A 14,622-nucleotide genomic window follows, 5' to 3' on the forward strand; every position below is an offset into this window, starting at 1 on the left:
AGGCTAAGCCAATAAAATTAAGCAGACCTAATATTATTCTGCTTGAGATTCGCTAAATGTTCTAGCTGTCTTTTCTAAGCATAAATCCACCGCCATTAAATCAATACCATCAATAATTTTACTGGGTTTGATAATTCGCAAAGCAGTAAAACATTTGTCACGATAATCAGGGTGATTTTGGAAAAATGATATTGCTTTTTTTAAAGGTTCAATCACAGGGTAGGCTGTTTCTGCTTTCTCAATAGCTTCTCTAGGAATTGGAGACTTGAGTCTTTGGACGGCCAAATCAATTAAATCTCTGGACTCTACCGAGGAATCGTTCCATCTGTCAGAATTAGCTAAAAGTTTTTCAGCAAAACTATCAATTTCATTTAAGCATGGTACGGGCGACCAACTGGGATAATCTGGTTTTCCCAATTCGATACGTCCTTCCATAATAATCTCAAATTTAATCGGAATTTCAGCAACTACAATTGCAAATCTTACACCGTACTGGTCAGCTTTTATTTCTCTTGGTAATTTGAAATTGTTTTGAGTATTAAAGATGGCATTATATTGATTTTCAGCAATTTTTTGCCGCAGTAAGCGATAGCCAGTACCTGCGGAACAGAGAAAATCTATATCTTTGCTTAATCTATATTCACCATTATTTAAACTAACCAGAGTTCCCCCACCAAAATATGCACCACATTCTAATAAAAAGTTAGCATTTAATTGATTAAGTACATTTAAGATTTTTTGATGAAATTCCCTCTCAAACATTTGTGCTCCTAACCATGAATCATAATATTGAGCTAATTTTTTCACAAACAAGGCTTCTGTTTGGCTCAAATCACCTAAAATTCCTCGGTAATGCCAGCCTCGCTCATATATTCTGAGCATCTCTAAAAAAGTAAGATTTTCTCTATCTTCTCTTTGCCAACATAATCTTTCTAAAAAGGGTAATTTTTCTGGTATTTGAATTTGAGGTTGAATTAACATAGAGCAATCCTATTTGAGTTGTGAAATTAGTTGTAGAGGCAAGCAATAGGCAATAGATTTTTTATCGAATGGGTTAGGATTACTATAGATAATATATATAAAATTAGCAATTCAAGGTGCGTTAGCCTACGGCATAACACACCCTACTTCTAATACTGGCTTCCCTACTTCTATTGGATGAGAATGATTGCCTCTTGAACTTTGGTGGAAAGGGCTTTTTCTAGCCCTTGCTCAACTTTAACAATCAGTTGGTCAAAAGCCTCTTGATTCGCTGTCAGTTGTTCTCTAAGCACCTTTTCTAACTCAGGCTTGATTTGTTCGCACATATCGTCAATTTTTTTGTCGCTCAAAAAACTAGAACGCAGCCAACTGGGGACATCAACATTTGTCTTAATTGCTTCTTGTACACCCTTACGATTCAATTCCATTCCTGCTGCCATCACCGAAGCACCATATACTAATGCGATTGGCCAGGTAAAATGTCCAGTTAATATCAAAGTGATAATGCTAGCGAGAGTACCGCCACCAATTACGACGTTGACAATAAATGCTACTGTGTCGGCAAGAATCGCATCGCCAATTCTTAGTTCTGGATTGACAAAAGCTGGGTCAATGCTATCCTCAAACCTTAAGCTACTTCTAGGTATTTGAAACTTTCGGCATATTGGATCGGTTTGGGCGGCTAAGTCTGGTTGAATTTTATTGTTAAACCAACTAATGCATTGATTGTTAATTATCTGCTGTGCAATATTGCCTTGCAGCCACTCTTCTGCCCGACTCTTCATTGAGGTTTCTAAATCGGCTAGAGTTTTTATTTTGTTCTTCTGCCAGTCTTTTACTCCGGGTCGAACTGCGTTTTCAATCAAACTATTCGCTAATGGCTTAGTCAACAATTCAATTAATTCTGGAATATGCCTTTCAATCAACTCTTTGAGCTTGTTTGATTCAACAAGTTTGTTAACTTCTTGTTTGAAGGCAGTAGCACGCAAATCCCATCTACCTACACGCGCTAAACCCAATGCAATACAACGTTCTGGTTCAGGATCGGGGCGGAGGAGGGTTTCTGGTTCAGGAAAAATTTCTTGGCAGATTTGGTGTGTAAATTTCATCCGAGATGCACCACCAGTCATCAGCAGAATTTTCGGTACAATTCCTTGTTTATCTAGCTTCTCTTTTGCCTCAATAACTGCATCACTAAATGTTTGCATCCAACTTTTTTGCCCCAGTGCAGGCAAAGGCTGCTGCAATATTTCCTCCATAATTAATTTGTTAACTTGGGGGATAAAATAAATTTGTTCATTGATAGACTCGAAGCCACGGGCAAAGGATTGAGCATCACTGTATAGCTGTTCATTAGAAAAGTAATCTTCTTTAGTTTTGCGACAAGCAAGTTCACAACGAGCTTGATGATGAGGATATTCTGCAAATACTTTTTCTAATAATGCCTTTTGCTCATGTTGGGCAAGAGTGCGCTCAAAAATAGCTTTGTCAATTAACGATGCGCCTAAAGTATTGCTGCCGAAATCTATAGGGATTTCTTGTAAGCTTTTAACCAGAGTAAAATCTGTGGTCGAAGAGCCAATATCGACAATTAGCACCGATGAAAGCAGTTTTTCATACTCTAGTTTCCCGGCTTCTTTGGCTTGCATAAAAGCAGCCCGTGATTCTGGGACGACATTTAGTAGATCAATGCCAGCTGATTGTAGTAGCTTTTGGTATTCTGCGCGATCGCTCACTGACCATCCTGAAGGACAACCAACGTAAAAATAAGTATTTTCCCCACCTTCAATTTGTTTGCTTTCTTTTAAAAGGCGGTAGTAGGTGGCAACAAAAGTGCTAATTGTCTCTTGATACTTAGGATCGTTGTTTGGTTTTTGCTTGAAAGAGATTGTTAGTTGGGTAACACCAGCTTGAATTAACGCTTGTTCTCCCACCAGATAACCAAGTCTGGGATGCCAACCCAAAGCCGTGATTTGATTTTTCCTATTATTAATCTCAAGCATCTGAGGAGGTTCAATGCTCTCCACTATAGCTTTAGCTACAGCTGTTTCACCGTGTCCCAAATCAAAACCAATTGTTTCTAAAATTTCCATAGTCTTATTGTCTGTTATTCTCTAGCCTGGGAATACGCTGGCTCAATGACTCGACCTCGCCGCAACAAGCGATCGCCTTTTAACAACGCCGGAGTTAACGTTACGTAATCTTTGGTGTCAGGGTCGATACTTGGCTCAAAGTCAAAATAATTGCGATCGCTTTCGGGGTCGTTAGTTCGGTAAATTTGGGCGCGAATTCCCTGCTCCATTAAAATCTGTGGTAGAAGTTGCGCTAGTGCGATCGCCATTTGGGGTTTATCCAAAAATGATGCGCCCATGAGCTTTTGTAGAAAACCCAATAACTCTGGTAGTTCTTCTACGCCAAGGTCACCTTCTTGTTTGTTTCCTTCTTCAAATCTAGCGACTGCTAGGTCGATGGTGTGGAGAGCATCAGCAAGGTTGTCTAAAAGAACTTTGCTATCAACCCGGAGGACAGCTTGAGGTAATTTTAATAGCTCTTGCGACGTTGAATTGTCTTCTTGATTATTTTTGTCGAGTTGCAGTACAATTTCCAACCCCAAAAGCACAGAAGCTAGCAACATCGCCATCCACGCACCTGGTGTAGTTTTAGTTAAATAAAACAACCAACCTAAAATACCTATATAGAGCAGTGCCTTTAGCAGCTTCAGGATGACTCTGTTGGGGGCAAAGTTTGGAATTGGGTTAGTAATTTGCTTTTGCTGTGTTGGAACGATTTGAGCAAGGTTAGCCGCAGCCAGAGTCCCAATAGACTGGCGCAGCATATCTAAGAAAAAGGCAGCCAAACGGACTTGAGTCAAATTTAGCTCGCTAATATAAATTCTTTCAAAATTATCTAGTCGGTTCTGAACCAGCTTAACTATCTGCTCAATGCTGCTTGTGTTTTCAATATCTGTCTGGAGTAGGTTGCGTTCTTCGCTAAAAAGCGTACTAATCTTTTTCATAGCATTGACCTAGAATTTAACGTTACCAATAAGTAGGTTGACTCTAAAAAATTTAATATCTTTTGTTTTAAAGCAGAAGGCAGAAGGATTTTTACTCTACAAGGCATTGTATGTTTAATCAAGTCTATCTAAGCAAAATAACTTAACGACGGTTTAATTAAAACAAAGATAATTGTTTTAAGAATATATCGCCCCTACTTCGGGTATGAAAAATAAGTTATATCAAATATTATTTTTGGCTAGGTAAGTTTTGTGATGCACTAAGTGTTAATGCTATTATTTCAGGTCACTTATATGTACCCCTGCATCTGCAAATAGTCGCTTCTTTCAACATCTGAATTTCTCAAAACCCTTTTCTATCTGGCTCGATTAGCCCCTTTTTCATCAGCAATCAATCGTACTATAACTACATAGTACACTTGCAATTAGCCGCTTGCCATCACACTCCTGGGACAGATGGTACATATTATTATTCCTTGGAATTTACTGTGACTTTGAAAGCAGGAACTAGGATTTACCATATAAATATCTAAAAATGCTTTGGGGTTTACCGAACCTATAAATTCTAGCTTTCTCCACCTAATATTCTACCTATATTTAGGTTCGGCAATCATCATTAATTGAGGTGATATTAGCCGAACTTACACTCTTATTATTAAACAATATTATAAGAATCAAAGCAATGAATTAAATCTTCCATTGTTCAGCCAAACAAAGACTACTGGTAAGAAGGAAATTAATATGTTAGTTCGTTACAACCCTTGGCAAGAATTAAACGCGATCCAACGTCAAATCAATAGCTTATTTGAAGACACAAGAGTACCATCTACAGCGTTTGAAAAAGGTTTGGTTAGAGTTCCGGCTGCTGAATTGCAAGAAACTGAAGACGCTATTCATCTCAAGCTAGAACTGCCAGGAATAGAAGCGAAAGACCTAGACATCCAAGTCACTGAAAAAGCTGTTTATGTCAGCGGTGAGCGCAAGTCAGAAAATAAAACTGAAGACAAAGGCGTTACCAAAACTGAATTTCACTACGGTAAATTCCAACGTGTAATTCCTTTACCTGCGCCAATTCAAAATACCAACGTTACAGCAGATTACAAAGATGGCATCTTAAATTTGACATTGCCTAAAACTGAGCAAGCAAAGAACAAAGTTGTCAAAGTAAATCTTGAGCAACCTGCTGCTTAATGAGTTGTAATGAGACTACATTCTTCTTTAGATAACTTGAGCTAGCTAAAAACCCGGTCTAAGACGACCGGGTTTTTTTTCATATAATTCATGGTTTAAGATGCCACGCTTGCTGGATGCACAGGAGGAGCATTCAGATAGAGCTTTGTCTATACGCAATACATGTTTAAGTTAACTCCTGGCTAAAGTCTAGACTTGTTTGGCGATCGCTGTTTTCGTGGAGTGAGTAAAGCAATAATGCGATCGCCTATTTTTAGAGTTTAACTCGGCTATAACAGTAGCGATGTCTTCGACAACCCCGTCGGGGAACGCACTGGGAATAATGAACAAGGAATTGTTATGTTTCCTGAGTGCCTGTAAAAAGGAGATACAATTTGGGATGGACGCTGCATATTGTTTGTATCAGACGCGCAAAAAATTTAAGGAGCAATGCCAAGGATTTTCCTTCCAGCAGTTCTTGTATAATTTCCTGATTCCTCCTTGGTGGATGCTTTTACAACGCGATCGCAGATTTTGCGTTTTATACCGCGATCAAAATATTCTCCTGAGAAAGGGTATTGTCGTCTGGGGACGCTTAGTTCAAGCGAACAATTTGCTCTTTCAACCAGGAAAATGGGATCATCCAGCGGTGATCGTCTGTAGTCCTGCTCCGGTATTTGACAGTAACCTAAAAGAACTCTCAAGAATCGCCCAAGACCTTTATGAACTGAAAGATAAAAAGCTGGAGCATCCAGAGATGGCAGATTTTGTAACTTTTAGTGAAGTTATTACCAATGAAATGGATTGTCTATTTAACGTCGAAATTCCCGATTGTTTAACATTAAATCAACTCGTATATTTCACATCGATAATGGTATATCGAAAACATCTCCCTGGAGGATATTTGAAGTCTGCTTGGTTTCCTGTTTTGATTGCTCCAGAAAAAACTCCTGCTGCCATGATTTTGCCATCAAAATACTGGTTGCCTGAGCTACTAGATGTATGGTGTAATCATTAAAACTGCTATTTTGGCGTGCGATGCCTTCTTTTGTAGACCCTGCATGAACAGCATTTACGCTTTTCAGCCTGGCTATTATGTAGCGTTGAGGTTGGATTGATGCAATAAAATGAGGGTATAAAAACTCTTAAATAAATAAACTAGGCGACACTTTAAAATACTCACTAAGTGCTTTCGCTTGTGCTTTACTAATTGAACGTCTACCATTCACAACCTCAGACACCACACCACTCGAACCAATTATTCCGACTAAATCTGCTTGACGGGTTCCACTAGCTTCCATAATATGTTGCAGAATTTCATAAGGTGCAGAATTATCCATAGGATAATTCTGTGTCTCGTAGGATTCAATTAATATTACTAGCAATTTGTATAAAGCTTGCTCTTCGTTTGTACGATTTTTCTTAAAAGTTAGTTCTTCTACTTTATTCAATATGCGTTCATACTCTTCATCTGTCTCAATCGCCTTAGGAGCAACTTCACTTAATAGATTGCGATAGGCATTTTGGTCAAAAGTAAGGGTCATTTTTCCAGTTATCTTTGTCGTATTCAGCGTGTGTTAAAAAATATTTATAGTAAACGACCTGGTTTTCATAGTCGATACCGACAATTAAACGATAATCATTACCTTTAATATTAAAAACAGTAAAGTTCCCGACTGATTCAGAATCGCGGTAAATTCTACGAACATCTTCTAAACTCTGCCAGTCTGCTTTTTTGACAGTTGCATACCAGTTTTCTATTTGCTGTTTAACATTGGGGAATTGAGCAGTATCAGTACGAAGTTTGCGAATTGAAATGAGATGCATTGATTTCTATAGTAATCATAGTTATTAACCCATTAAAATTATTATTTCTATGCTCTCATTTTGAGAGATAAAAGTCAACATGATTGTTTAGTGTATATGTAAATTGCTTATCAGATAGGGTGTATTAATTAGTACTCCTGAATGAACAGAGAACTCACAGCAGCTTTCATACCTTACTTGCAAGTGAGAAATGTTTTTCATCGAGTTTGTTTTATCAAGCCTAGTATCAGTCTTGCAATTCACCATTATTGGCTTGCGCGATCGCTTTGGAAGTTGGTTGCGAATTCACGGGCGTTAACTGAGCAAAGACTCCGAAACTATCAACCTAAAACAAATGTGAAAGTTTACTATAATCCCCACAAACCCAAAGAATCTCTAATTGAAAGAGAAATCGACAGCATCACTTACTCGTTACTGGCAATTGGTAGTGTATTGCTGTTGCTGGGGTTGGTTTTTGGTTTATTTATTGTATTTAACGAATTAAAAGATTGCGGTATTACCCTAAACTCAACTCATCCCCGTTCTGGTGTGAAACTTTGGTGTTACCGTTGAGATAAAAAAATACCTATAGCTACTACAGCAGCGTTAGCCGATTGTGCGATATTTGATAGTTTTGGGTAGCATAGAGCCTGTGTGATGCCATCAAGCATCAACTCTATATTTCTAGAGTTTTAATATGTTGAGAATAAATTCCTTAATAGAGCTTATTCAAAAAAAGGAGACACCTGATAACTTTTGAGTTCTGGAAGGAATCAAATTGTTATTTAAGCTGATTCAAACACTCCTGGTGGAATCGGCACCAGTTGCGGAGTAGATAAGCAGGTTCCCTGTCTGTACCAAATGCCTTCAACCTCGAAAGCTTCAAATTGAGTAGTCAAGATTGCCCAAGCGTGCTCATTAAGACCGGCTGAGTAAGTCCAAGTAAATTGGTGATCGTTGTGTAATCGTTGCTCCAATTCAGCCAAATCTTCCGGTAGCCAAAATTTAGTCATTACCCGTTGAGTCGCAATCTCAGGAGGAGTTTGCAGCATCTCAATCATCGGCTGATTCACAATAATTTGCTTACGGTTATCTTGTCTGACGATGCTGATAGGACGCTCATTATCCGCAGCAGCAACCATGCGATACAACAACTCATCAGGGAGGTGCAGCTGGCTGCAAAACACTGTACCGCCAGTCTGCAAGATACGTTCGGCAGTTTCAGAGGCTGTCGGTGGTTGTTGACTTGCCATCCATCCGAAAAACTCGATTGGTTGCTTACAGCCACGCCATTTTATCCGTACCTTACCATTAATTTTTAACGCTGTTTCACTAAGTGCCTCTCCGTAGCTTTGAGCTAGCTGTGTAGCATCGCGTTTGGTTGGGGCCAAAATTGACAGTCCTTCATAGGACATTTTATAGTTCCAGCCCGGTAAGTTGAGGATTTTAAGAATACTCACACTCATCTACTTTTACACTTTCAGAAACTCTATATACTTTTACACCCTTAGTATTGGGATACACGGATGGTTTATACGTTCCTTGCCAAATCTTCATCCTTTCTTGTTCTGGGATACCTAAAGCCGAGGTGATGATTGCAAAATCTCCTGGTGTCGGTAGCACTTCTCCTTCAGCCAGTGCTTGTAAGTTCTTGACTCCACAGCGCTTGAGCTTTGTCATGTTCAATCTGACTAGATCGGCAATTGTGTTTGGTACTTCTGGAGGTTTGTTTTTAGCACCAGAACCTGTAGTTTTGCTGATCCACTCTTGAATCATCTCTTCCATAGCATCGCTTTGAGATATATCCAAGCGAGCACATATGCTTTTGAACTCTAGGGCTAATTCCAGTGGAATATAACCACTGACCTGCTTGTAATCGTCAGAACGCCTTCTGTCAGACATACTATTGAGATCTTTAAGTTATATTACTTACTTCACATTCTCTTTTGGTCACCCGAAAAATTAAGACATTTTTTTATGTCTTTTTTAAATGACAAGTAAAGAAACAAAAAAGTTTTTTACTACCAAAGTCATAAGCTGCCATGACGCTGATCGTAAGGTAAAGTCAACTTTTATTAAGTAGCTAATAACACCATAAATTAATAAATTCATAGATAATTTCTCTGTTTATATGTTCAGATATGATTATTGATGTTGATTTAACAAGCTCTTAAAGGTTGCACAAATTTTGCACACTGCTACAAAGCAGCCGTTGTAGGCGATCGCAAAAACTGCAACACTTGTACACAGACCTAACGTGCAACTTAGGCTACGATATCCCCTAATTCCTTTTGGGCCGTTACGTGGGGAGTAGTGCAGGTCAAGTATGAACACGATAAAAAATATCAAAACACAAAGCAAAGACAATGTTGTTACGATTGCCGAACAATTTACGCTTCAGGGTAAGGTTGCAGCTATTCAAGCCTTTGGCAGCGGTAATATTAATGACACTTTTTTAGTAACGCTGGATAATTCACAAGAACGGCATTTTGTGTTGCAACGCATCAATACACAAGTATTCCGTCAGCCGCAACTAATTATGCAGAATATGTGTATCTTTACGGAGCATGTTCGTAAAAGGCTACAACGTAATCCACTCAACCGACGTTGGGAAATACCTCGCGTACTTTTTACCAAGGATGCACAAGATCACTGGACAGATGCAGATGGTTCTTTTTGGCGAGCAATCAGCTTTATTGCAGGTTCGCAGTCATTTGACACGATGAGCGATCGCTCACAAGCCGGCGAAGTCGGCTATGCTTTGGGGATGTTTCACAATCTCATCAGCGACTTACCACCAGAAAAACTCGCTGATACCTTAGAAGGATTCCATATTACGCCGCGCTACCTGCAACACTATAACGAAGTCCTGGCAAAAACTTCTGTGCAGAAAACCCCAGAAGTCAATTATTGCTTGCAGTTTGTTAGCGATCGCCAAATCTTTGCACATATCTTAGAAGATGCTAAAGCTACAGGCAAGTTGCCACTACGTCTGATGCATGGCGACCCAAAAATCAATAACGTGATGTTTGATACTGCGACTCAGCAAGCCGTCAGCGTTATAGACCTCGACACCGTGAAGCCAGGTTTAGTACATTACGACATTGGGGACTGTCTGCGATCTGGTTGCAATCCATCTGGGGAAGAAACTGAACAGTGGGAAAGCGTTTCTTTTGATACTGAACTTTGTCAAGGCATACTGCAAGGCTATCTTTCCGTAGCTAAAGCCTTTCTCACCGAGAATGACTATGCTTATATGTACGATGCCATCCGTTTGATTGCCTTTGAGTTGGGATTGAGATTTTTTGCAGATTATTTAGCTGGAAATGTTTACTTCAAAGTTAAGCATCCAGAACATAACCTTCATAGGGCGCTGGTGCAATTTGCGCTCACAAAAAGCATTGAATCTCAGGAAACTACAATTCGCGCAATTATTCAAGATGTAAAATGAACAATCAGTCATTTTCCCTGCAACCTTTTCCCTCTACTAACCAACTGCTCGATCTAAAAATTGTCGGCAAGATTGTCCGAAATGATAATCAACTGGCGATTGAATATACTTTGCTTGGTGACATCGAAGAAGTTGCGTTACACCCACCATCACAAACACCATCACGCAAGCATGAACTGTGGCAAGATACCTGCTTCGAGTTCTTCCTGGGTATCAAGAATTCTCCAAAGTATTGGGAATTCAACCTTTCTCCCGCCGGACATTGGAATGTTTATCGCTTTGATGGTTACCGTCAGGGAATGCAAGAGGAAGCAGCTTTAATAACACTCCCGTTTATTTTGCAACAGCAAGCTGACAGTTTAGAACTGACTCTAGATTTTGATTTGGATAAAATTATTCCAGTAGAACAAGCTTTGGAAGTTGCGATTACCACTGTTATTAAGGACAGAGACGGAGAGGTGACTTATTGGGCTTTGACTCATCAAGGCGCTGAGGCTGACTTTCACCGACGAGATAGTTTTATCATGAAACTGTGAGCTGAACTCGATCGAGTCAAAAGGCGATCGCAAGGGAACCTTGTCATTGCCTGACAGTTAATAATATTACTTTGATCATATTTTCAGTAGCGTTTGTTACTTTTGTCTCAAAAGCAGTTTATCGTCAGAAACTGCTATGGTTTCATGCACCTTGACAAATATTGGCTTTTAGTGATGGCTTTAATGCGATGCCTTTGGCAACCCCTACGGGGTACGCATTCCTTAACCTAGGATTCTACTGATAAATAAAAATTAATTACGAACAATTATCACAATACAAACTTATTACCGAACCAAGACAAAAGGGAAAATCACCTACTTTAACTTTTACCGATGTGTCTCCCGCCACTGAGTAAAAAAAGTAGCACTAAACCCTTATGAAAACTATGATAAAAAATCAGCAGATGCATGGTAAGTTTTAAATCCATCGTCCTCGCTTAGAGCCTTGCCCTATGCATCTTCACTATTTACACCCCCAACACCTTGAGGAATTAGTCAAGAGCAGTGGCATAAATTTACACATTGCAAAGCTCAACTTCATGTCGCTTCAAGGTATCAACGCTTATGAGTACCTGTTGATTTCTGAGTTACTTCCACGCACCAATACCGGAATGGTGAAAAATGCGTGGTTGCAGCGTTACGCCCATATTACAGAAGGTGGTTGGTGGTGTTCGGGATTAGATCCGCTGAATAATTGGCAAACAATGGAATGGGGATGCTTTAAGCCAAACCAACCCCGGATGAATCAAAATGGTAAGTCCATCAAGTATGAGCATCCCCCCAGCACACCAACACGGGTGTTCTGTCTGCGGGTTCCGCCACAAGTTTGGCAGCAAGTCGCCCAGCGTTACAATCTCTCCATGCCCAACGATATCAGTATTGGTGCCAATGGCGAAGCCAAAGGCTTTTGGCAATGGGTGATGGAACAGAACATACCTTTGATTGTTTGCGAAGGAGCAAAGAAAGCAGCGACACTATTAACACAAGGATACGCTGCGATCGCCATTCCCGGAATTACTAGCGGTTATCGAGTGGTTAAAGATGACTTTGGTAAAGTTACTCGTCGCCAGCTAATTCCTGACTTAGGAATTTTTACTCTGAAAAAACGCACGTTTTACATTTGTTTTGATTTTGAAACTAAACCCAAAACAATCGCCGCTGTTAATAACGCGATTTCCCAACTGGGTTTTTTATTCCAAGAAAAAAACTGTCCTGTAAAAGTTATCGAACTTCCAGGGCTAGAAAAAGGCGTTGATGAATTTATCGTCGCCAAAGGTGCAACTAGTTTCGATAAAGTTTATCGCCAAAGTGTTGATTTAGAAGTTTATTTAGCTCAAACTAAACCCCATACCGAGTTAACTATTCCAGCTGCACTCACTGTTAACTGTCCCTATTTAGGCGAAATTCCTTTCCCCACCTCTGGATTAGTGGGAGTGAAATCCGCAAAAGGAACGGGTAAAACTACCGGATTAAAAGCTGTTGTCAATCAAGCTAAAAGTAGAAATCAGCCAATTTTATTAATTACCCATAGAATCCAATTAGGACGGTTTTTATGTGAAAAAATTGGCATTAAATGGGGAATCGGCAACGGTTCGCATGGAGAGAATCTTAATCAATCCCCAACGACGGCAGTTGCTTCAAGCCGACGGCACTTCCTACAAGTCGGGGAACCCGCCCAACGGAGTGCCTTGGAAACCCGTCCAACGCACTGCCTCCCCAATGCCCCATGCCCCATGCCCCAATCCTTCGGCTTGTGTGTCGATTCTATTTGGAAGCTAAACCCTGAAGATTGGCAAGGTGCAATCGTAATTTTAGATGAAGTAGAACAGTCTTTATGGCATTTACTAAATAGTAATACCTGTAAACAGAAGCGGGTTAAAATATTAAAAATATTCCAACAATTAATTGCGACAGTTTTAATAAGCGGAGGCTTAATTATTGCCCAAGATGCTGATTTATCTGATGTATCTCTAGAATATCTACAGGGATTAGCCGGAAGTAAATTAACGCCTTGGATAGTTTTAAATCAATGGCAACCTCAGCGAGGTTGGGATGTGACTTTTTATGATTCTCCCAACCCAACGCCGCTAATTCATCAATTGGAATTAGATTTAATTGCTGGGCGTAAATGTTACGTTACTACCGATAGTCGTACTGGGCGTTACAGTTGTGAAACTATTGAACGTTACCTAAAAGAACGTTTAGAGAAATTACGCCGACAGTTTCCTAAAACTTTAGTTGTCAGCAGCCAAACGACGAACACACCAGGCCATGCAGCAGTTGATTTTGTTGCAGAGATTAATCAAAAAATTCCTGAATATGACACTGTATTTGTCACTCCTAGTATTGGTACAGGAATTAGTATTGATGTGCAACATTTCGATAGAGTCTATGGCATATTTCAAGGAGTAATTCCTGATTCGGAAGCACGACAAGCATTAGCTAGAGTCAGGGATGATGTGCCGCGTGTTGTTTGGTGTGCCAAGCGAGGTATTGGTTTAATTGGTAGTGGTAGCACGAATTATCGTTTACTATCTTATTGGTATCAAGAGAATCAAAAAGATAATTTAGCTTTGCTCAGTCCACTACATAAAATAGATGTAGATTTACCACTGGTTTATGACCCTATACATTTACGAACTTGGTCAAAGTTATCTGCTAGGGTAAATGCTTCGATTCGCCTTTATCGCCAATCTCTACAAGAAGGTTTAATTGCGGATGGACATCAAATATGGACAAGAAGCAATGCCGTACACAATAATATTATTCGAGATTTAAGATTAGCCTTTTTAGCAACAGATCCCCAAGATTTAGCGAACCGCCGCAGATTAATTTTGGAAATTGTTAAAGTCCAAAAAGATTGGTCAGAAAAACGTCAAAAAGCTAAAGAGATTAAACGTAAAATTAAAGAAATCAAGCAGCAGAATCAATTAGGCTCAGCCGCTGCTGTAGGCAATGCTAGAGATATTGATTATGTCGAATATGAGCAGTTATTAGCCAAACATTCTCTAACTCAGGATGAACGTAACGCTATCCAGAAGTACATTCTTAGGCAGAGGTATGGCATAGAAGTTACACCCATGCTGAAATTGCAAGATGATAAAGGCTATTATGGTCAACTGTTAACACACTATTATTTGACCCACGAAAGCGAGTATTTTCATATTCGCGATCGCCAGGAATGGAATCAGCAATTATATTGGGGTGATGGTCAAGTTTTTCTTCCAGATTTAAAAACTTACACGCTGAAAGTTGAGGCGATGAGAGCCTTAGGAATGGTAGATTTTCTGGAAGTAGCACGAGAATTTACTGAGAACGATTCAGATTTAATATTGCTAAAGAATTTGGCTGCTCAGAATAGTAAACATATCAAAAGAGTACTGGGTATTAACTTAGGCAGCGAAACCGAAAATATTTCAGCCATCAAAATCCTCAGCCGGCTGTTAAGTTTGTTGGGATTAAAGCTGAAGCGGGTAAATGAAGTTTATCAAATCGACCCTGACACCCTTGATGATGATAGGCAAAAAATCTTTGCAATTTGGCATCAACGGGATGAGTTAATGTTGACTCATTTGCGAAATATAGGTTGTGAAACGGTTGATAATACCTCAAAATCGCTCCTCGATCAGTTGTGTCACAGCCTGAAGTAGCTGATGCAAGTT

At 39.6% G+C, this 14,622-nt stretch carries 14 protein-coding genes; 6 read left to right on the top strand and 8 right to left on the bottom strand.

All coding sequences use genetic code 11. The annotated features are described in order from the left end of the window. Positions 1 to 33 precede the first annotated feature (33 nt). From BV375_RS23435 to BV375_RS23445, 3 genes are all read right to left on the bottom strand, one after another. A complete protein-coding gene (locus tag BV375_RS23435; RefSeq protein ID WP_086764876.1) occupies positions 34 to 981 on the bottom strand; it encodes a nucleotidyl transferase AbiEii/AbiGii toxin family protein in 948 nt (315 codons plus the stop codon). Between the two features lie 170 nt (positions 982 to 1,151). After that, entirely contained in the window at positions 1,152 to 3,074 is a 1,923-nt protein-coding gene (locus tag BV375_RS23440) for an Hsp70 family protein (RefSeq protein WP_086764879.1), read from the bottom strand. Positions 3,075 to 3,088: 14 nt separating this feature from the next. Next, positions 3,089 to 3,997 carry a hypothetical protein gene (locus tag BV375_RS23445; RefSeq protein WP_086764881.1) on the bottom strand — a complete coding sequence of 303 codons (909 nt, stop codon included), beginning with the start codon at positions 3,995 to 3,997 and terminating at the stop codon, positions 3,089 to 3,091. A 741-nt stretch (positions 3,998 to 4,738) separates the two neighbouring features. On the opposite strand from BV375_RS23445, the gene BV375_RS23450 reads away from it, so the two are divergent. Next, positions 4,739 to 5,188 carry an Hsp20/alpha crystallin family protein gene (locus BV375_RS23450; RefSeq protein ID WP_086764884.1) on the top strand — a complete coding sequence of 150 codons (450 nt, stop codon included), beginning with the start codon at positions 4,739 to 4,741 and terminating at the stop codon, positions 5,186 to 5,188. Between the two features lie 189 nt (positions 5,189 to 5,377). Here BV375_RS23450 and BV375_RS37120 read toward each other — a convergent pair whose 3' ends face one another. Next, a complete protein-coding gene (locus BV375_RS37120; protein WP_166507512.1) occupies positions 5,378 to 5,518 on the bottom strand; it encodes a hypothetical protein in 141 nt (46 codons plus the stop codon). A 49-nt stretch (positions 5,519 to 5,567) separates the two neighbouring features. Between BV375_RS37120 and BV375_RS23455 the strand changes: the two genes are divergently transcribed. Beyond that, positions 5,568 to 6,185, top strand: a complete 618-nt coding sequence (locus BV375_RS23455; protein WP_086764887.1) for a hypothetical protein — start codon at positions 5,568 to 5,570, stop codon at positions 6,183 to 6,185. A gap of 127 nt (positions 6,186 to 6,312) precedes the next feature. On the opposite strand, the gene BV375_RS23460 is transcribed toward BV375_RS23455, so the two are convergent. Together BV375_RS23460 and BV375_RS23465 are read right to left on the bottom strand one after the other, a co-directional pair. Beyond that, positions 6,313 to 6,711, bottom strand: coding sequence for a transcriptional regulator (locus tag BV375_RS23460; RefSeq protein WP_086764889.1), 399 nt, complete (start codon positions 6,709 to 6,711; stop codon positions 6,313 to 6,315). Beyond that, positions 6,695 to 6,994, bottom strand: coding sequence for a type II toxin-antitoxin system HigB family toxin (locus BV375_RS23465; protein ID WP_086764892.1), 300 nt, complete (start codon positions 6,992 to 6,994; stop codon positions 6,695 to 6,697). Before BV375_RS23465 ends, BV375_RS23460 begins: the two co-directional genes overlap by 17 nt. Before the next feature lie 141 nt (positions 6,995 to 7,135). Here BV375_RS23465 and BV375_RS23470 point away from each other — a divergent pair, with 141 nt between their 5' ends. Further along, entirely contained in the window at positions 7,136 to 7,546 is a 411-nt protein-coding gene (locus BV375_RS23470) for a DUF3592 domain-containing protein (protein WP_086764895.1), read from the top strand. 212 nt (positions 7,547 to 7,758) lie between these two features. On the opposite strand, the gene BV375_RS23475 is transcribed toward BV375_RS23470, so the two are convergent. Next, complete coding sequence (locus BV375_RS23475; RefSeq protein WP_086764898.1) at positions 7,759 to 8,439, bottom strand: hypothetical protein; 681 nt, start codon at positions 8,437 to 8,439, stop codon at positions 7,759 to 7,761. Beyond that, the gene (locus BV375_RS23480) at positions 8,420 to 8,875 is read right to left on the bottom strand and encodes a hypothetical protein (protein WP_086764901.1); all 456 of its coding nucleotides are present in this window, start codon (positions 8,873 to 8,875) and stop codon (positions 8,420 to 8,422) included. The genes BV375_RS23475 and BV375_RS23480 overlap by 20 nt, the downstream gene beginning before the upstream one ends. Positions 8,876 to 9,299: 424 nt before the next feature. On the opposite strand from BV375_RS23480, the gene BV375_RS23485 reads away from it, so the two are divergent. From BV375_RS23485 to BV375_RS23495, 3 genes are all read left to right on the top strand, one after another. Continuing rightward, entirely contained in the window at positions 9,300 to 10,424 is a 1,125-nt protein-coding gene (locus BV375_RS23485) for an aminoglycoside phosphotransferase family protein (RefSeq protein WP_086764904.1), read from the top strand. Then, positions 10,421 to 10,960: a DOMON-like domain-containing protein gene (locus BV375_RS23490; RefSeq protein WP_086764906.1), complete on the top strand. Its 540-nt coding sequence runs from the start codon at positions 10,421 to 10,423 to the stop codon at positions 10,958 to 10,960. Before BV375_RS23485 ends, BV375_RS23490 begins: the two co-directional genes overlap by 4 nt. Positions 10,961 to 11,412: 452 nt before the next feature. Continuing rightward, entirely contained in the window at positions 11,413 to 14,610 is a 3,198-nt protein-coding gene (locus tag BV375_RS23495) for a plasmid replication protein, CyRepA1 family (RefSeq protein WP_086764909.1), read from the top strand. Positions 14,611 to 14,622 lie beyond the last annotated feature (12 nt).

The sequence above is a fragment of the Nostoc sp. 106C genome (assembly GCF_002154725.1).
Classification (GTDB): Bacteria; Cyanobacteriota; Cyanobacteriia; order Cyanobacteriales; family Nostocaceae; genus Aulosira.